The 18,407-nt window shown below is 34.5% G+C and carries 16 protein-coding genes; 13 read left to right on the top strand and 3 right to left on the bottom strand.

What is annotated here, in order from left to right; translation table 11 throughout:
* The first annotated feature begins 56 nt into the window (after positions 1 to 56).
* The 5 genes from CSUIS19073_RS04490 (at position 57) to gltS (ending at position 6,134) form a co-directional block, all read left to right on the top strand.
* Positions 57 to 635 (top strand): class II aldolase and adducin N-terminal domain-containing protein, encoded by a 579-nt coding sequence (locus tag CSUIS19073_RS04490; protein ID WP_086236954.1) that lies wholly within the window; start codon positions 57 to 59, stop codon positions 633 to 635.
* Positions 636 to 745: 110 nt separating this feature from the next.
* Positions 746 to 2,218: a peptidylprolyl isomerase gene (locus CSUIS19073_RS04485; protein WP_086242496.1), complete on the top strand. Its 1,473-nt coding sequence runs from the start codon at positions 746 to 748 to the stop codon at positions 2,216 to 2,218.
* A 2-nt stretch (positions 2,219 to 2,220) separates the two neighbouring features.
* Entirely contained in the window at positions 2,221 to 3,648 is a 1,428-nt protein-coding gene (gene ftsA, locus CSUIS19073_RS04480) for a cell division protein FtsA (protein ID WP_086236916.1), read from the top strand.
* Positions 3,649 to 3,663: 15 nt separating this feature from the next.
* Entirely contained in the window at positions 3,664 to 4,815 is a 1,152-nt protein-coding gene (ftsZ, locus tag CSUIS19073_RS04475; protein WP_086236915.1) for a cell division protein FtsZ, read from the top strand.
* 116 nt (positions 4,816 to 4,931) lie between these two features.
* On the top strand, positions 4,932 to 6,134 hold the full coding sequence (gltS, locus tag CSUIS19073_RS04470; RefSeq protein ID WP_086236914.1) for a sodium/glutamate symporter: 1,203 nt from the start codon (positions 4,932 to 4,934) through the stop codon (positions 6,132 to 6,134).
* Here gltS and CSUIS19073_RS04465 read toward each other — a convergent pair.
* Complete coding sequence (locus CSUIS19073_RS04465; protein WP_086242497.1) at positions 6,127 to 8,031, bottom strand: bifunctional C40 family peptidase/M15 family metallopeptidase; 1,905 nt, start codon at positions 8,029 to 8,031, stop codon at positions 6,127 to 6,129. The two genes, gltS and CSUIS19073_RS04465, sit on opposite strands and share 8 nt — an antisense overlap.
* A gap of 51 nt (positions 8,032 to 8,082) precedes the next feature.
* Between CSUIS19073_RS04465 and CSUIS19073_RS04460 the strand changes: the two genes are divergently transcribed.
* Both CSUIS19073_RS04460 and CSUIS19073_RS04455 read left to right on the top strand, forming a co-directional pair.
* Positions 8,083 to 9,390: an ATP-dependent DNA helicase gene (locus CSUIS19073_RS04460; RefSeq protein WP_086242498.1), complete on the top strand. Its 1,308-nt coding sequence runs from the start codon at positions 8,083 to 8,085 to the stop codon at positions 9,388 to 9,390.
* On the top strand, positions 9,387 to 9,866 hold the full coding sequence (locus CSUIS19073_RS04455) for a hypothetical protein (RefSeq protein ID WP_086236911.1): 480 nt from the start codon (positions 9,387 to 9,389) through the stop codon (positions 9,864 to 9,866). The genes CSUIS19073_RS04460 and CSUIS19073_RS04455 overlap by 4 nt, the downstream gene beginning before the upstream one ends.
* Here CSUIS19073_RS04455 and lolA read toward each other — a convergent pair.
* Positions 9,863 to 10,378 carry a LolA-like outer membrane lipoprotein chaperone gene (gene lolA / locus CSUIS19073_RS04450; RefSeq protein ID WP_086236910.1) on the bottom strand — a complete coding sequence of 172 codons (516 nt, stop codon included), beginning with the start codon at positions 10,376 to 10,378 and terminating at the stop codon, positions 9,863 to 9,865. The two genes, CSUIS19073_RS04455 and lolA, sit on opposite strands and share 4 nt — an antisense overlap.
* A gap of 118 nt (positions 10,379 to 10,496) precedes the next feature.
* On the opposite strand from lolA, the gene secA reads away from it, so the two are divergent.
* Genes secA through CSUIS19073_RS04420 form a run of 6 tightly spaced genes read left to right on the top strand, consistent with a single transcriptional unit; the run spans position 10,497 to position 17,653 of the window.
* The gene (gene secA / locus CSUIS19073_RS04445) at positions 10,497 to 13,031 is read left to right on the top strand and encodes a preprotein translocase subunit SecA (protein ID WP_086242499.1); all 2,535 of its coding nucleotides are present in this window, start codon (positions 10,497 to 10,499) and stop codon (positions 13,029 to 13,031) included.
* Positions 13,031 to 14,221, top strand: a complete 1,191-nt coding sequence (locus CSUIS19073_RS04440) for an ABC transporter permease (protein ID WP_086242500.1) — start codon at positions 13,031 to 13,033, stop codon at positions 14,219 to 14,221. Before secA ends, CSUIS19073_RS04440 begins: the two co-directional genes overlap by 1 nt.
* Positions 14,222 to 14,253: 32 nt before the next feature.
* The gene (locus CSUIS19073_RS04435; protein WP_086242501.1) at positions 14,254 to 15,150 is read left to right on the top strand and encodes a branched-chain amino acid ABC transporter permease; all 897 of its coding nucleotides are present in this window, start codon (positions 14,254 to 14,256) and stop codon (positions 15,148 to 15,150) included.
* Positions 15,151 to 16,200: a branched-chain amino acid ABC transporter permease gene (locus CSUIS19073_RS04430; protein ID WP_086242502.1), complete on the top strand. Its 1,050-nt coding sequence runs from the start codon at positions 15,151 to 15,153 to the stop codon at positions 16,198 to 16,200.
* Positions 16,197 to 16,961 carry an ABC transporter ATP-binding protein gene (locus CSUIS19073_RS04425; protein WP_086236905.1) on the top strand — a complete coding sequence of 255 codons (765 nt, stop codon included), beginning with the start codon at positions 16,197 to 16,199 and terminating at the stop codon, positions 16,959 to 16,961. The genes CSUIS19073_RS04430 and CSUIS19073_RS04425 overlap by 4 nt, the downstream gene beginning before the upstream one ends.
* Positions 16,958 to 17,653, top strand: a complete 696-nt coding sequence (locus tag CSUIS19073_RS04420) for an ABC transporter ATP-binding protein (protein WP_086242503.1) — start codon at positions 16,958 to 16,960, stop codon at positions 17,651 to 17,653. Before CSUIS19073_RS04425 ends, CSUIS19073_RS04420 begins: the two co-directional genes overlap by 4 nt.
* Before the next feature lie 50 nt (positions 17,654 to 17,703).
* Here the strand turns inward: CSUIS19073_RS04420 and CSUIS19073_RS04415 are convergent, their stop codons facing one another.
* Complete coding sequence (locus CSUIS19073_RS04415) at positions 17,704 to 18,345, bottom strand: hypothetical protein (RefSeq protein WP_086242504.1); 642 nt, start codon at positions 18,343 to 18,345, stop codon at positions 17,704 to 17,706.
* Positions 18,346 to 18,407 lie beyond the last annotated feature (62 nt).

Genomic DNA, 18,407 nt, shown 5'->3' with positions numbered 1-18,407 from the left:
GAGTCTTATATTTTGGTATAATGTGGGTAATTTTATGGGATAGTTCAGGAATAATTATGAATGTAGAGTATTCAATAAATGAGATTAAGAAGATCTCATCTTCTATGTTTAAAAAGAATTTTTTAGGCATTTTTCATGGTTCTATATCAGCTAGAATAGAGCATAATCAATTTGTAATAAATAGAAAAGATGCGATTTTTGATGGTCTTAGCGATGAAGAGCTAACCATTTTATACTCTAAGAAAGATTATAGATGGAATGATGCTAGTATCGATGCGGATATCCACTTAAATATTTATAAAAATATAGCTGAAGCTAAGTATATCTGCTATGCAATACCGCCATTTCTAACCGCTTATAGCATTAATCACTCATTTTTTGAGCCTAAAGATTATTTTGGTTATATGAAATTTGGAAATATATTTATATATGACCCAAAACGCTTTGATGATTGGTATGAGCGTGCACCATCTGAAATTTGCCGCCACATGATAGAAAAGCATACAAATGTAGTTGTTATTAAGGGTTATGGGCTATATATATACGAACGAACGGCTCATGACTTAGCTAAATCCATAGCTTTGCTTGAAAATAGCTGTAAATTGCTAAATTTATCAAATGGATTTATAAATTGATTTTAGATAAAGATAAAATTTGATTTTAAGGTCTATTTTAAGGTAATTTAAAAGCAATTATTGATAAAATAACACCGTTTAATTGTCTGGTGTATAAAAAGGGTAGTTTGATGATAACTTGGATGCAAAAGCATAAAAAATATTTAGTTGTTACTATTTGGGTTAGTACAATAGCCTTTGTGGGTGCTGGATTTGTAGGTTGGGGTGCTTATGATATGAATACCAATCGTGCAAAATCCGTAGCAAAAGTTGGCAATAGAAATATATCAATTAGCCAATTTCAACAAAAATATAGCACAATGTATGAATTTTATCTAAATGCTTCAAATGGTAAATTTACTCAAGAACAAGCCGAGCAAATGGGGCTTGATAAGGTGGTGTTAAAAAGATTAATCCAAGATAATGTAATGTTAAATTACGCCGATGAGCTAGGACTAGATGTATCTCAAGAGGAGATAATCCTTGCTTTAATGGTAGATCCAAGCTTTATGAGCGATGGTAAATTTGATAAAGCTAAATATGAAAGCGTGTTAAAACAAGCTAGAATTTCACCAAAGGATTATGAGCAAAATTTAGCTAGCAATCTACTGCTTGATAAGCTATTTAATGCCTTAAAAATAGACACAAACTCAAAAGATCTTGATATGTTAGCGGCTAGTTATTTTATGAAAGATAGGGTATCTACGCAGATTATAAATTTAAATAGATCAGATATTAAAGTAGATGAAAGTGAGCTAAAATCAATCTGGGAAAGCAATAAAGATAAATATCTTACTCAAACAAAATATAATCTAAAAGGCAAATTTATACCAAAAATTATAAGCGATGAGAATTTGACCGCTTTGCAAGAGTATTATGATGAAAATAAAGCCCAATATAGAGATGGATTTGATAAAATTTTGAGCTTTGAAGTGGCTAAAGAGCGTGTAAAAGATGACTATGATATGAGACAAACAAGGAAATTAGCTCTAAGCCAATACCTAAAGGCAAAAAAGGGTGAATTGGAGTTTGAGTTTGATCTAATTGCTTTAGAAGATGATTATGAATTTGACGCACAAGAGTTGAAAAATCTACAAATTGGCGACTATATAAAGCCAGTTAAATATAGAATGAACTATCAAGATGGATATTTAATATCAAAATTAGAGTCTAAAGATATTCCAAAGCCTATGAGTTATGAAGAGGCTAGAGAGTTTATAATAGGTGAGTATATAGATAATAAACTTAAAAATAATTTAGAAAATATGGCTAAAGGTGCTTTAGAAAATTTCAATGGTAGAGATATTGGCTTTATAGCTAGAGATAGCAAGGTGGAGATTGCTGAGTTAAATGAGAGCGAAGTGTCTGAATTTATAAATTTAATCTTTGATAGCAAGAGTAAAGATGGGTATGTGATTTTAGGCAATAAAGCTGTAGTTTATAAAATCACAGATCAAAAATTAGCTAGTGCTAGTGATGTATCTAATTACGAAAATCTACTTAGAAATAGTGCGATTAGTATCAAAAATGAGCAATTAATAGAGGATTTACTATCATCGCTTCAACATAGATATAAGATAGAACAATATTATAAAGGTCAATAGTCGTGGGAATTAAAATATTAGGTATTGATATTGGCTCTACTCAAATTTGTGCTGTGATGGTAGAGCACGACCCAAGGTCAAATAATTCAGTAAAAATTATTGGTATGGGGACGATCAAATCTCAAGGATTAAAAAAGGGCTCAATTACAAATATTGAGTTAGCATCAAATTCTATAAAATCAGTAGTAAGCGATGTAGTAAGGGTAGCTGGAACTAAATTTGATAAGGTTATTGTATCTATTTCTGGTAAAGATGCTAAAAATATAGATTGTAAAGATGTGATAAATATCCCTGAAAAAGAGGTAACAATCAAGCAAATTGAGCGTGCTATTAGCTCAGCTGAATATAAGGTTAAAATTCCTCACGATTATGAGATTTTACATACTTTGCCTTATAACTTTAAAGTTGATGAGCAAGATAATATTGAAGATCCACTAGGTATGAATGGCACTAGATTAGAAGTGCAAGCTCACATTATAGCGGTGCAAAAATCAGCCATTACAAATTTAAGAAAAGCTATAGAAAAGGCTGGTTTAAAGGCTGATAATATCGTATTATCTGGATATGCTTCGGCTATCTCTACTCTAAACGAAGATGAAAAGTCATTAGGAACTGTCTTAATAGATCTTGGCGGTTCAAGTTGTGATATGGTTATTCACTCTGGAAATTCAATTAGATTTAACGATTTCTTACCAGTTGGTAGCTTAAATATAACCACAGATATTTCTACCGTGTTACATACCCCTCCAGCTGTAGCTGAAGAGGTTAAGATAAGATATGGAACTTTAAAAGCTAAAAGTAATGAGCTTATAGTCTTGCCAGATTTAGGCGATGAAAACTCAAGTCGTGAAGTGGATATAAGCGTTATAATAAATGTTATATATATGCGTGTTGAAGAGGCTTTAATGATCCTAGCTACTATGTTAAGCAAGAGTGGATATAAAGACTACGCTTCAGCTGGGATAGTCTTAACTGGTGGTATGGCAAAGCTTGAAGGGCTTAAGGAGTTAGCTACTGCTATTTTTGATAATATGCCTGTTAGAATTGCTAAACCAAGGGAATTTGAAAGCTCAATTGATGTTTTCAAAGACCCATCAAATTCATGTGCAATTGGTCTTTGCTTGTATGGTGCTGGGTATTTTACGCCATATGAGATAGATTCAGAAAGAAAGCTTAGATATAAAGATGAGATAGTCTTAAAGCCAAATCCTTTTGTATCTATTAAAGAGTTTGATGACAATATGGAGAAGTCTGGCTTAAGCGCAAATTCTAATTCATATGATGAGCTTAAATCTGAGCCTAAAACCAAAGTGGAGCTAGATTTGAAGATCGATGATATTAGCGATAAAGGTGATTTAAAGTCAAATAGTGATTTAGATAGGGTAAATCCTATTTCTAAATTTGTTAATTATTTAAAAAATTTATTTTAGTCAAGGGGGCTTGTAATGAGTGGTTTTACTGTAGAAGAGAAGACAAATATTTATGGTGCTAAGATAAAAGTTGTTGGCGTAGGCGGCGGCGGTGGTAATATGATTAATCATATCATCAGAGAGGGTATAAATAATGAAGATGGTATGAAAACTGTAGATTTGATAGTTGCCAATACAGACGCACAAGCACTTGATAGCTCAACTGCTCCAAATAAAATTCAACTAGGCGAGAAAAAGACTAGGGGGCTTGGTGCTGGTATGCAACCAAGCGTTGGTAAAGAGGCAGCTATTGAGAGTTATGAAGAGATTAAAACTACTTTAGAGTATTCTGATATTGTGTTTATAGCCTCTGGATTTGGCGGCGGTACTGGTACTGGTGCGGCTCCAGTAGTGGCTCAAGCTGCTAAAGAGATTGGAGCATTAACCATAGCCGTAGTAACCACTCCATTTAAATTTGAAGGTAGTAAGAGAATGCGTCTTGCTATTGAGGGTATCAATGAGTTAAAAAAAGAGTGTGATAGCGTTGTAGTTGTTCCAAATGAAAAATTAAGCAATATTGTAGATAGAAAAGCTGGTATAAAAGATAGCTTTAAGCTTGTTGATAGCATTTTAGCACGTGCGGTAAATGGTATGAGCTCTATAGTTCTTAGCCATGGCGATAGCGATATTAACCTTGACTTTGCTGATGTTAAGACTGCTATGAGTCATAGGGGGCTATCACTTATGGGTGTTGGAGAAGCTCAAGGTGATGGTGCGGCTCAAGAGGCCTTAAAATCAGCTATGCAATCTCCACTTTTAGATGATATGGATATTAAGGGGGCGATGGGTGCTATAGTTCATTTTACTATACATCCAGATTGTCCGATGAGTGATATGACTGAAGCTATGGAGATTATAGAGTCAGCTGCTGATCCTGATGCGGATATATTTTGGGGTACTAAATGCGATTTGAGTATGCCAATTGACAAGGTTTTAGTAACACTAGTTGCTACTGGTTTTTCTGATAATAATGTATCTAAACTTCAACCAAGCAAGGAGGTTACTCCAGCAAAATCTGAAGAGCCAAAAGAGAGTATATTTAGTCGTCGTAGGGTATCAGGCTTGGATATAAACATTAATAGCGATGATTTAGATATTCCAACTATTAATCGCCATCAATTAGATTAATTAGTAGTTTTATAGGTGGTTAAGCTAAATTTAACCACCAAAATTCTGATAAATACTTCATTTATTTAACTAAACTAAATATAATAATAAACAAAATTAATTTTTAAGGTGCTTAAATGGAAATTACACTTAATTTTTACTCCACTCTTTGTGCGATGGTTTTTGTGCTATTACTAGGTACTTTTATCATCAAAAAGATTAAATTTTTAAGAGATTACAATATTCCTGAGCCAGTTGTAGGTGGAATTATTGTAGCTGTGGCTATATTTATTGCAAATAGATATGCTGGATTGAGCTTTAATTTTGATGGTTCGCTTAAGGATCCATTAATGCTTGCATTTTATGCTAGTATTGGTTTGAGTGCTGATTTTGCCTCATTAAGAAAAGGCGGAAAAGTCCTTTTTGGTTTTTTATTTATTGTTACTGGCTTATTGATTTTACAAAATTTAGCCGGTGTTGGCGTGGCTTTGGCAATGGGAGAAAATCCTATTATTGGCTTACTTACAGGCTCAATAACTATGAGTGGCGGTCATGGCACTGGTGCAGCGTGGGCAGCTGAGTTTATCAAAGAGCCTTATAGTTATGCTCCAGCTATGGAAGTAGCGATGGCAGCAGCTACATTTGGTTTGATAGCTGGCGGAATTATCGGTGGTCCTGTAGCTAGATATTTAGTTGTTAAAAATAATCTAATAGGCCACACTTCAAAAGAGAAGATAGACCCAACTCTATTTGAAAAGCCTGAAAAAAGTAGATTAATAACATCTAGTTCGTTTATTGAGTCTTTGGCGTTGATTGCTATATGTTTATTGGTTGGAACTGAGCTTAAAAAGATTGTTACTTTCGTAACTATGCCTACATTTGTATGGTGTCTATTAACAGGTGCGATTCTTAGAAATATTCTATCAGCTACTAAAATTCACACAGTATTTGATCGCGAGATGTCTGTAATTGGCAATGTTAGCCTATCTCTATTTTTAGCATTTGCTTTAATGACTATTAATATCTTTCAGCTTATCTCTCTTGCACTTCCTATGCTAACAATCCTTGTGGTGCAAATTGTGCTTATGGTTTTATATGTGATATTTGTTACATATAGATTTTGCGGGAAGAATTATGACGCAGCCGTGCTATCAGCTGGTCATTGTGGATTTGGTCTTGGTGCGACGCCTACAGCACTTGTAAATATGCAAACAGTAACAAAGCATTATGGTCCAAGCCATATGGCATTTATCGTTATTCCATTAGTTGGAGCATTTTTCATAGATATTATAAATGCTTTTGTAATCTCAGCGATGGTGGGTTTGCCTATTTTTAATTAACCCCATATAAGGCGGCAAATTCGGGGCGATACTCAAAATGCATTGTATCAAAATGCTCCCATCTGCCGCCCCAGATAAATCCATTTTTCTCAAAAATCTCAACTATTTTATATGGAATTTTGTTTTGGTAGCCATCTTTGTGCCATAGCCAGTAGTGGCTATTTGCTACATTTATGTCTATAGCAATCCCCCAGCTATGAGCCGATAGCCTGTTGGTTTGAGCTATATTTCTATATTTAAATGTCCCACCAATATCTTTAAGATATATAATCAAATTTGGCTCATTTTGCACCAAAATATCAAGCTCATCGCTGACTTTTTGTAAAGCCTTAGCAGCTCCATTGATGGAGTTGAATTTAATTTTTTGATTTAGGCTGTTTTTTAGCCAAGTTACTTCAACTAAGTTTTTCTCTACAGCCTCTTTATTCTGACCATAAATTTCGTTAAAAAATCGCTCATTTCTTATCCTTCCAGCATCTATTAGCTTAGAGTTTAAAGGGGCTAAAAGGGGATATTTTAAAGCAAACATATCTTTGATACTTGGGTTATTTAAAATATCACCCTCATCATATGGCATAGATGAGTTATTGGCAAAGATTATATTATTATTTTGAAATTTAATATCATAGCTATTTTGTAGGGCTAATTTTGGATTTGGGGCTAGGATATTCATCGATTCTACAAGGCTGAGTAAAAGAGCTTTTATATCATCTCTATCTTTGCCAATCTCAATATCAGTTATAGCTGTGCGACCTATGATGGCTCTAGCGTTATTTTTGGTTTTTAGTCCCCAAGAAGCGTGAGTAACGCTGATTTTACCATCTACAACGCCAGTATATAGCATAATATGCCCACGCATATATAAAAGCGTAGCATAAGGCACTCCAAATTCAACTATCTTAGATTTTTTCTCTTCATCAGATAAGCCTTTTAAATCTATGATTTGTGCGATTTGAGATTGTGGTTTGGAGTTGCGTGGTAGCCAAATTCCAAAACTAGCAAAGTAGTCTTTTGTAAATGCAGAGCAATCACGAAGTCCATCTATCCCGCCCCAGCCATAGTTCATTCCTAGCATTTCATTTAATATCAGTTTAGCATTTTTGGAGTTTAGCTCCAATTTATCAGTGGCTATATCTTGGCTTATTTTATATCCTTGTGGTGTGATGAAATTGCCATTTTCAACTCTTTTATATGGCACCAAACCGCCAATTCTTGAGTAGAATTTAAACTCCCCAACCTTATCTTTTATCGCAACTCCATCTTTTATAAATATAGCGAATTTGGATTTTCTAAACTCATCAGCCTCTTTTTTGTTTAAAATTTTTATATCGCTACTTAAGACAAAGCCAGTAAATGAGTCGCTTTGGATAAAGGCCCACGCCCCATCAAGGCTAAAGTGCGATACAAGCACCGGATGGAAAGCTTCTAAATTTGAATCTTGTAAATAATCAAATGGATATCCCTCACCTGGTCTGCTATCTAAAAATAGCCTATTTTTAGTCGCAAAGCTTCTAACGGCGGTATCTCTAAGGATAATTGCTGGTTTTAAAATCGTTTTATAAGCGGCGAAATTTGCGTTTTGTCTATTCTTATCAAACCAAGCTTGATTGCGTAAAATGTGGCTCTCGCCATAATATTTTTGCTTCTCAAAAGTGTAAGTATTAAACGCCCACATAGCGCTATTTATATCAATATCAAAGCCATTATCCCAAACGCTAAAATATTTATCTATTAGCTCATTATTGTTTGAGCTAACGCTTAGAGTGGTATCTGGTAAGATACTTGCATTTTGATCCAAATTTAAATCAAGTGCCAAATTTAGCTCATTTAGCGTATAGCTCTGTTTAGAACACCCTAAAAATATAAAAATTATTAAAAATAGTAGTAAATTTCTCATTTTTATCCTTAATTTTTTAGGTATAATTATAGCAAAAATAGGATAATTGTTTTGTTAAATTACATTATAGAGCTTCTTGAAAATAGTAATATCTTTCTTACTGGCGGTGGTGGGGTTGGCAAGAGCTACACGACTAAAGAGATTATGCGAATTTATAGATCTAATGGCAAAAATATCATAGCCCTTGGTAGCACTGGAATTAGCGCAGTAGGGATTGGTGGAGTAAGCATTCATAGCTTTTTTAAATTTGGGCTTTGTGGGAATTATTCTGAATTAATGGCTCTTGATAATAAGCAAAAAGGACGGCTAAAAGAGCTATTTGATATTATCAAAAATATTGATCTTTTGATAATTGATGAGATTTCGATGGTAAGTGCTGATCTGATGGAGATGATATATTATAGGCTTATTCAAGGTAGCTTTAATGGTCGTGTGATGGTGGTGGGGGACTTTTATCAACTGCCACCAGTTAAAAAGCAAGATAGTAGTAGCTTGATGAGTTTTTGCTATGCTTTTGAATCTACTGCTTGGTATAATTTTAAATTTAAAAATGTTGAATTAGTGGTATCTAAAAGAACTTCTGATATGCGATTTTACTCTATGCTCTCACGAATTAGGCTTGGCATTGTAGATGATGAAATTTATCAAAGCTTAAAATCTAAAATAACAGATATAATCCCAAGCGATAGTATAGTTTTATTTGGTAATAACGCTCAAGCTGATATGCTAAATATCAAAAAGCTATCTCAAATTCCAAATCCGCTCATATCCATAAAGGCTAGTAGTAAGATATATGATGAGAATTTGCATATTAGTGCTTATGATAAGTGGGTAGATAGCTTAAATGTCTTAAGTGATTTGCAGATTAAAAAAGATGCTAGGGTTATGTTTTTGACTAATAAATGGGGTGAGTATTATAATGGCGAACAAGGCATAATCAAAGATGTAAATATAGCTGATAATGGCAATGTAATTAGCATAAATGTGCTAAAAGATAGCGGCGAAATCGCTGAAGTGGAGCCATTTACATACTCTTTATTTGAGTATGAAAAAGATGGAGATAGTATAAATGAGAGATTAAGAGCGGAATTTACTCAATTTCCATTAAAACTAGCTTACGCCATTACCATACATAAATCTCAAGGAATGAGTATCGAGCGTTTGGTTTGTAATTTAAATAATATTTTTGCTAATGGTCAGCTATATGTAGCACTCTCAAGGGCGATTAGCTGGAGTGATTTGAGTATAGTTTATACTAAAAGTATGGATTTTTACTCATATTTAAAAAGCGTTGTAAATGTGGATAAGAGCGTGAGTGAATTTTATTCAAAAGAGAAATTTATAAGGGAAGATATATGAAAAAGGCTATTTTATTAGTGATGATTTTGTGTAGTTTTGGTTTTGGTGATATTGTGAGCGTGGAGGGGTTTGAGAGTGATTTATACTCCAAATATGATGCGAATAATCTTAAGAAAATATCTATGGATTTAGAGATTATAACTAGAGATGATGATGTGCCCACAGCTCCTATTTACGATGCTTTAAATATCATTGTGGGGAGCTTTTATGCTGAGGATATTATGACTTCAAAAGGCAAAGAGGGCTTTAAAACCACTTTAATAAAATATATAGATAAAAAGCACTCAATTGCCATTGAAGAGATATATATAATCAAGCTTAAATTTGTAGAAGAGACAAATATCCAAAAGATACTTGATGCTATAAAATCTATCAATAAAAATACCCCAAATAGCAGTGAGCCAGCCTCTGTTTTACCAAATTTACCAAAGATTGAAAATCTAATCCAAGATAATAATTTTGATAAGAATTTTTAATTGCTAATTATATCGTAATTAGCTGGTATTTTAGGAGTTAATAGCCCTTTATCAATTGGCTTATTTTTGATTATTTGAGTAAATTCAATGGTGATTTGATTGCCTAGTTTATCTTCATAGCTAATTAGCTTTGGGGAGTTATTTTGCATTGTGATATTGTAGATTATATCATCATATTGGGCTTGAAATTTATCATCTGTGAGCTTTTTTGCGTTTTTTAGAATTTGGGTTATATCTGGTGAGTTTTTTAGGCTTGTGATTATGGCTTGTTCTAGTTCTGGCTCAATTATAGTAACTCTATTTTCTCTAAAATATATTAGCTTTGTAGTTGGGGTTTGGTATTGCCAAAATGCCCCTAACTTGCTATCTATAACCACCAAGCCACTATAATTTATTGTTTGATTTTGGCTTTTTATGGTTTGGGTAAATTTAGCATCAATGCTATCAAATTCAAGCTCGTTATAGCCAAATAGATTTAAAGATAATATAAAAATTACTATGATTTTTCTCATATTTTGCCTTAAATTTAGTGATTTGTAATGGCAAATTGTAGCAAAACTTAGCAAATAAAAGCCTAAATTTAAGCGATTTTAGGTAAAATGGCAGATTATTTTAACTACAGGATATAAAATGCTTTCACTCATTGCTAGAAAAATATTTGGAACCAAAAATGATAAAGAGGTAAAAAAATATTACAAAAGAGTAGCCAAAATCAATGCTTTAGAGCCAAAATATCAAGCCTTAAGCGATGATGAGCTAAAGCAGGAGTTTCTCTCTTTACAAAATTCATTAATAGATGGAAAAGTAACTAAAGATAGTATATTAAATGATGTATTTGCCATCGTAAGAGAGGTCTCAAAAAGAGTGCTAAATATGAGGCATTTTGATGTGCAATTAATAGGCGGTATGGTTTTAAATGATGGTCGCATAGCAGAGATGAAAACTGGAGAGGGAAAAACCTTAGTAGCTACCTTACCAGTGGTGCTAAATGCTATGGATAAAAGAGGCGTCCATGTCGTTACTGTAAATGACTATTTAGCTAAAAGAGACGCTACGCAGATGAGTGCTATATATAATTTTTTAGGTCTTAGCGTGGGCATTATAGTAGGTGGTGAGTATGATGATGTAAAGCGTAAGGCCGCTTATGATGCTGATATAACTTATGGGACGAATAATGAATTTGGCTTTGATTACTTGCGTGATAATATGAAATTTGAATTATCTATGAAGGTTCAAAGGGAGCATAATTTTGTAATAGTAGATGAGGTAGATAGTATTTTAATCGATGAGGCTAGGACTCCTCTTATAATTTCAGGGCCTACTAATCGCACTCTTGATGGCTATATCAAGGCTGATGAGGTGGCTAGAGCTATGGTAAAAGGTGAGCTAGCAGCCACGCCTCAAGATAAGCCTACAGGGGATTTTATAGTAGATGAAAAGAGCAGAACCATAATGATAACTGAAGCTGGTATTGCTAAGGCTGAAAAGCTATTTGGGGTTGAAAATTTATATAATCTAGACAATGCTATATTAAGCCATCATCTAGACCAAGCCTTAAAAGCTCACAATTTATTTGAAAAAGATGTCCATTATGTGGTGCGTGATTCTGGGGTTGTGATCGTTGATGAATTCACAGGCAGACTTAGTGAGGGTAGGAGATTTAGCGAAGGATTGCACCAAGCCTTAGAGGCTAAAGAGGGTGTAAAAATTCAAGAAGAGAGCCAAACCTTAGCTGATATAACATTCCAAAACTATTTTAGAATGTATAGCAAAATAGCTGGTATGACAGGAACAGCACAGACTGAAGCATCTGAATTTTCTCAAATTTATAATTTAGATGTTATATCCATTCCTACAAATTTACCTATTAAAAGATTAGATAAAGATGATCTTATATATAAGAGTGAAAATGAGAAATTTAAAGCTGTTATCGAAGAGATCAAAAGGGCAAATTCCATCGGTCAGCCCGTGCTTGTAGGAACTGCAAGCATAGAAAAGAGTGAAGTGTTTCATAAAATGCTTGTAAAAGAGAGAATCGCCCACTCTGTGCTAAATGCTAAAAACCATGAAAAAGAGGCACAAATCATCGCTCAAGCTGGTGTTAAAGGTGCTGTAACAATCGCAACTAATATGGCTGGTCGTGGTGTGGATATTAGGATTGATGATGAGGTCAGATCGCTTGGAGGGCTATATATAATAGGCACAGAAAGGCACGAAAGTCGCCGTATAGATAACCAGCTAAGAGGTCGTGCTGGGCGTCAGGGGGATCCTGGTATTAGTAGATTTTATCTAAGCTTAGAAGATAATCTTCTTAGGATATTTGGTAGCGATAAGATAAAGGCTATTATGGAAAGATTAGGGATTGAAGAGGGAGAAAGTATAGAGAGTAGGCTAGTTACTCGTGCTGTAGAGAATGCTCAAAAAAAGGTAGAGAGCTTGCATTTTGAGAGTAGAAAACATGTATTAGAGTATGATGATGTAGCAAACGAACAAAGAAAGACCATATATAAATATAGAGATGAGTTACTAGATCCAAATAGCGATCTAAAAGATAAGATTATCTCTAATCGCCAAGATTTAGTCGCTATGTTTTTAGATGATGCTGATATTGTCGATGGTGGGCTTAGCGAGGATTTTGATATGGATAAACTATGCTTGATAATCAAAGAAAATAGCCTAATAGATATAAATTCTAGCCAGCTAAAGGGGCTTGATTATAATGAAATCAAATCTTTTATAGTTGATGAGCTTACTAAAGATTATGAGAATAAGATGTCAAATATAGATAGTGAGCAAAGAAAGAGTATAGAAAAACTCTTATATCTACAAATTTTAGACGCAGCTTGGAGAGAGCATTTATACCAAATGGATATTTTAAAAACGGGAATTGGGCTTAGAGGATATAATCAAAAAGACCCCCTAACTGAGTATAAAAAAGAGAGCTATAATCTCTTTATGGAGCTTGTAAATAGGCTAAAAACTGAGAGTGTAAGAGCTTTGCAAGTGGTTAAATTTAAAACAGAATTAACAAATATAGATGAGCCAAAAGATATGTCAAAAAGAGATAAAAAGCCATCTCGCAACTCGCCTTGTCCTTGCGGTAGTGGGGCAAAATATAAAGAGTGTTGTGGTAAAAGCGGACCAAAAAAAGGAGTTTTTGCTTAGTGGTTAGGTATTTGCTATTTAAATATTTACGCTTTGATAAGTCTCAGCCCTTCATCGCACTATCGGCTATTTTAGCCTTTTTGGGTGTTAGCGTTGGCTTGATGGTGCTTATCATTGCTATGGCTATAATGAATGGATTTGATAAAGAATTTGAGCGTAAGCTATTTACTATGAACTATCCAATTACGATTATTAGCTATATTAAAGGCTCTATTGATGAAAGCGATGTAACTGGGCTTAAAGAGCAGTTTAAAGAGCTTAAATTTAGCCCATATATCTCCACACAAGCTATTGTAAAATATGGCAACAAACTAGAGGGCGGAGTGCTATTTGGCGTAAATTTTAGCGATGAAAAGCAGATAAATTCTGTAATAAATGAAGCCTTAAAAGATACCATTCCAAAGGGTTTTGAGGTGGTTTTAGGCAAGGGGATTGCTGATGATTTCTCTCTTGCTTTAAATGATAAGGTTACTATACTTTTTACTCAGCTTAGTCCAAGTGGCTTAGTATCTATGCCTACTATGAAAAGATTTGATTATGTAGCAAATTTTAGCTCAGGGCTTAATGCTTATGATAAGGCGTATTCATACACAAATATAGAGTTTTTGGCTAAAATTTTAGGCTATGAGGATAAAAAATATGATGGAATTCATATCTATTCAGACAATCCAAAAGATGATATTATAAAGCTAAATCAACTCTTAAAGCCAGGTCAAAAAGCCATTGGTTGGTGGGAGCAAAATGGCAATTTTTTTAGCGCTTTAGAGCTAGAAAAAAGAGCGCTTTTTATAGTTTTAATGCTTATTATTTTAGTGGCTAGCTTAAATATTATTAGCTCACTTCTTATGACTGTTATGAATCGTCGCCAAGAGATAGCCTTGCTTTTGGCACTTGGAGCAAGTAAGATGGAGATTAAAAAGAGCTTTTTTGCTCAAGGGGTTGTAATTGGTGGAAGTGGGATAGTTTTTGGGCTGATTTTGGGGCTTTTTGGAGTTTGGTTATTAGGAAGTTTTGATATAATTAATTTACCAGCTGATGTCTATGGTAGCTCAAAACTCCCTATGGAGCTATCAATTTATGATCTAGCCATGATATTAGTTGGTGCTTTGATTATTGTCTTGCTCTCATCATACTATCCAGCCAAAAAGGCTAGTAATATCGATATTCTTACTACTTTAAGAAATGAGTAAGATTAGGCAAACAGGCTTAATAAGGGGAATTTATGGATATAACTCTATTTTTACAGCAGATGGTTAATGGCTTTAGCTTGGGTTCTATGTATGCTTTGATAGCCATTGGTTATACTATGGTTTATGGGGTGCTAAGGCTTATTAATTTTGCTCACGGCGATATAATGATGGTTGGGGCTTATGTGGCGTTATTTTCTATGACAAGTATGTCGCTTCCATTTGGTTTTGCTTTGATTTTTGCAGTTATTGTATCTGCGATTTTAGGTATTTGCACTGATAAGATAGCTTATAAGCCTCTTAGAGCCGCACCTAGAATTTCACTATTAATCACAGCTATTGGGATTAGCTTTTTATTAGAAAATATATTTCAAGTTGTATTTGGCGGGATACCTAGATCATTTAGCGTTCCATCTTTTTTTGAAAATATTGTAGAGATTGGCCCCATTACCTTGCCTGTTAGTGCGATATTTGTTCCTGTGATTACTATATTTTTGCTTTGTATAGTTTTATATATACTTTATAAAACCAAATATGGCATTGCTATTAGAGCTTTGGCTTTTGATATTAGCACTGTGAATTTGATGGGAATTGATGCGAATTTAATCATATCAATTGTCTTTGCTCTTGGGTCATCTCTAGCGGCTATTGGCGGAGTGTTTTGGGCTATTAATTATCCTAGTATTGATCCATTGATGGGTGTTTTGATAGGGCTTAAGGCTTTTGGGGCAGCTGTGCTTGGGGGCATTGGGAGTGTTGGCGGAGCTGTGCTTGGTGGATTTATCATAGGATTTAGCGAGGTTGTGGCTGTGGCTTTATTTCCAGATCTTGCAGGATTTAAAGATGCATTTGCGTTTATATTTTTAATCCTAGTTTTATTATTTAAGCCAACTGGAATTCTTGGGATTAATTTTGAAAAGAGCAGGTTTTAGATGGTGGGTAAATTTAAATTTTGGATAGCTACTATTTTGGCTATTGGGTTTTTATTTTTTTGTGATAGATATTTTAGCGAGTATAGTTTAGGAATTATCAATAATATCGCTATTTTCATAACTCTTGCTATTAGCTACAACCTTATAAATGGCGTAACTGGTCAGTTTAGCCTTGAGCCAAATGGATTTGTGGCTGTGGGGGCATATGTAGCGGCTATTTTATTATTAAATGCTGATTCTAAAGTGTATCAATTTGACGCTGCTGAGCCATCTGGTATTATACTAGCTCTATATACTAGCAATTTTATTTTAGCTATGTTTGTAAGCGGTATTTGTGCTACCTTGCTTGCTTTGATTCTTGCTATGCCTGTATTTAGGGTTAGGGGTGATTATTTAGCTATTGTTACTTTGGGATTTGGCTTTATAATCCAGCTATTAGCTGTGAATTTCCCAGCATTTACTAATGGCTCAATTGGGCTAAATGAGGTAATGAAAGTAGGTGAAAACGGAGATTTGAGTCGCTTTACTAATATATTTTATAGTGGAGGACTGGCTATTATAGCTACTATTGTGATATTAAATTTAGTCTATTCTAAATTTGGTAGAGCCATGAAAGCTGTAAGAGATGATGAAGATGCGGCCATTGCTATGGGGATCAACGCCTTTGCTACTAAGACTACCGCATTTTGCGTTAGTGCGTTTTTTGAGGGTATGGGTGGGGCCTTGCTTGTAGGGCTATTAGGTAGCGTGAGTCCAGATCAATTTACATTTATGTTTACTTTTTTATTGCTTATTATTATTGTGCTTGGCGGACTTGGTAGCACTACTGGAGCGATTATTGGGACGATACTTGTCATCGGCGGTAGCGAGTGGCTTAGATTCTTAGATGAACCGATGAATATATTTGGGTATCAAACAGATGCTTATCCAGGGCTTAGAATGGTGGTATTTTCTTTGGTACTTATATTTGTTATGCTATTTGCTAGAAAGGGCATTATGGGTCAGATGGAGCTAGGTGATCTATTTAGGCGTAAAGGTAGCGACAAATGATATTACAATTAAATAAAATTTCTAAAAATTTTGGTGGGGTTGAGGCTATTAAAGAGACAAGCTTTAGCATTAAAAGTGGCGAAATTTTCGGTCTTATCGGTCCAAATGGTGCTGGAAAAACTACTATGTTTAATATAATTACTGGTGCCTATGAGCCAAGCAAGGGTGAGATTAAATTTAATAATAAAATCCTAAATGGGATTAAACCAAATAAAATTGTAAATTTAGGTATCGCTAGAACATTTCAAAATATACGCCTTTTTGGCTCTTTGAGTGTGGTTGAAAATGTCCTAATCGGACTGAATTCATCTACTAAATATAGCTTTTTAGAGGCTTGCTTGCATATTGGTAGATTTGCAAGATCTGAAAAATTAGCCAAGGATAGAGCTATGGAAATTTTAGAGCGTTTGGGGATTATTAGATACGCTAATGAATTTGCAAAAAATCTAAGCTATGGAACTCAGCGTAAAGTCGAGATAGCAAGAGCGCTAGCTACTAATCCAAAGCTACTATTATTAGATGAGCCAGCAGCTGGAATGAATCCTAGCGAGAGTGATGAGCTAGCAGATTTGATATTTGATCTTAGGGCTAAAGATGGATTATCGATTTTATTAATCGAGCATGATATGAAATTTGTAAATCGCTTGTGCGATAGGGTTTTGGTGCTTGATTATGGAAGGGTGATTTTTACTGGCTCTCCATCTGAAGCAGTAAATCACAAAGATGTTATAAGTGCGTATTTGGGAGATTTTATACAATGATAGATGTTAGAAATTTACATGTTTATTATGGTATGATCGAGGCTGTAAAGGGGATTAGCTTTTCAGTTCAAACAGGTCAGATAGTAAGCTTAATTGGCTCAAATGGTGCGGGTAAAACTAGCACACTAAATGCACTTATAAACTCAGTTAAAAGAAGCGGAGAGATAAATTTCTTAGGCTATGATACTAGCAGACATAAGACTCACACTATAGTAAGGCAAGGAATAGCCCTAGTCCCAGAAGGTAGAAGAGTCTTTATAAATCTAAGCGTAGAAGAAAATCTTAAAATGGGGGCTTTTAATAATGATGAAAATTATGAGCATTTAAGAGATGCTATGTATGAGCTATTTCCTAGATTAAAGCATAAAAGAGATCAATTAGCTGGAACTCTAAGCGGTGGAGAGGCTCAAATGCTTGCTATTTCTAGAGCTTTAATGAGTGAGCCAAAGCTCTTAATGCTAGATGAGCCAAGCCTTGGACTAGCTCCTAAGATTGTTGGGGAAGTTTTTGATATTATAGAGAGATTAAAAGAAGAGGGCATTACTATACTTTTGGTAGAGCAAAATGCTTTTTTAGCCCTAAAAACCAGCGATTATACCTATGTGTTAGAAAATGGTCATATAGTAATGGAGGGAGTATTAAAAGATATGACTAATAATGATGAAATTCGCAAGAAGTATCTTGGTGCTTGATAAATCTTAGAATTTAAAGTAAATATGGGGGCAGATTAACGCCCCGTTTATTAAAATTTGTAGTTATATCCTACATATACGCCATAATTTAGTATATTATCAAATTCGTCTATACCGGTTGTTTGATAATCCCCTTTGACGCCAAATTCAATCTCATTATTTTTGACAACTTCATAGATACCACCAATTTTTAGACCGATTAATGCACCTGTGCCAGTTGTTGATGAATTATCTAAGGTATATGTATAGATACCTGAAGTATATTGGGCTTGACCTGAGAATTCTCCCTTAACAAATGAAATGCCAGTATAAGCACCAAGAGCTAGTTTGAGATTATCGCTTAGTAGTGGAGTGTAGTCAGCACCTACTAAGATATTGTGAGTTTGCCAACTAAATTTACCATCTATGAAATCCGCGCCATCTCTTAGATTATAATCTTCACTACCTTTAGTTCTGTATGAGTATCCACCCCAAACTCTAAAAGTATCAAAGTCATAACCACCTTTTAACCCAAGCTCAACTGAAGTATCGCTTGGATCATCAACAGTTGAAGGGAAAATTTCATCTAATGTTGTTCTGCTTTGTAAGAAACCACCCTCAACCCCTACAAATACGCTTTGCGCTACTGCATTGCTGCTTAAAATAGCTGTAGCTGCTACAACCGCAGCACCAAATTTAACTATGTTTGTCATAGAAAAACCCCTTGTATAATAAAATTTGAATTAAAAATTCATAACTTCACTATACCCCCCCC

It is taken from the genome of Campylobacter sp. RM19073, from assembly GCF_024723495.1.
GTDB lineage: Bacteria > Campylobacterota > Campylobacteria > Campylobacterales > Campylobacteraceae > Campylobacter > Campylobacter porcelli.
This window is presented reverse-complemented; position numbering and strand designations above follow the sequence as displayed.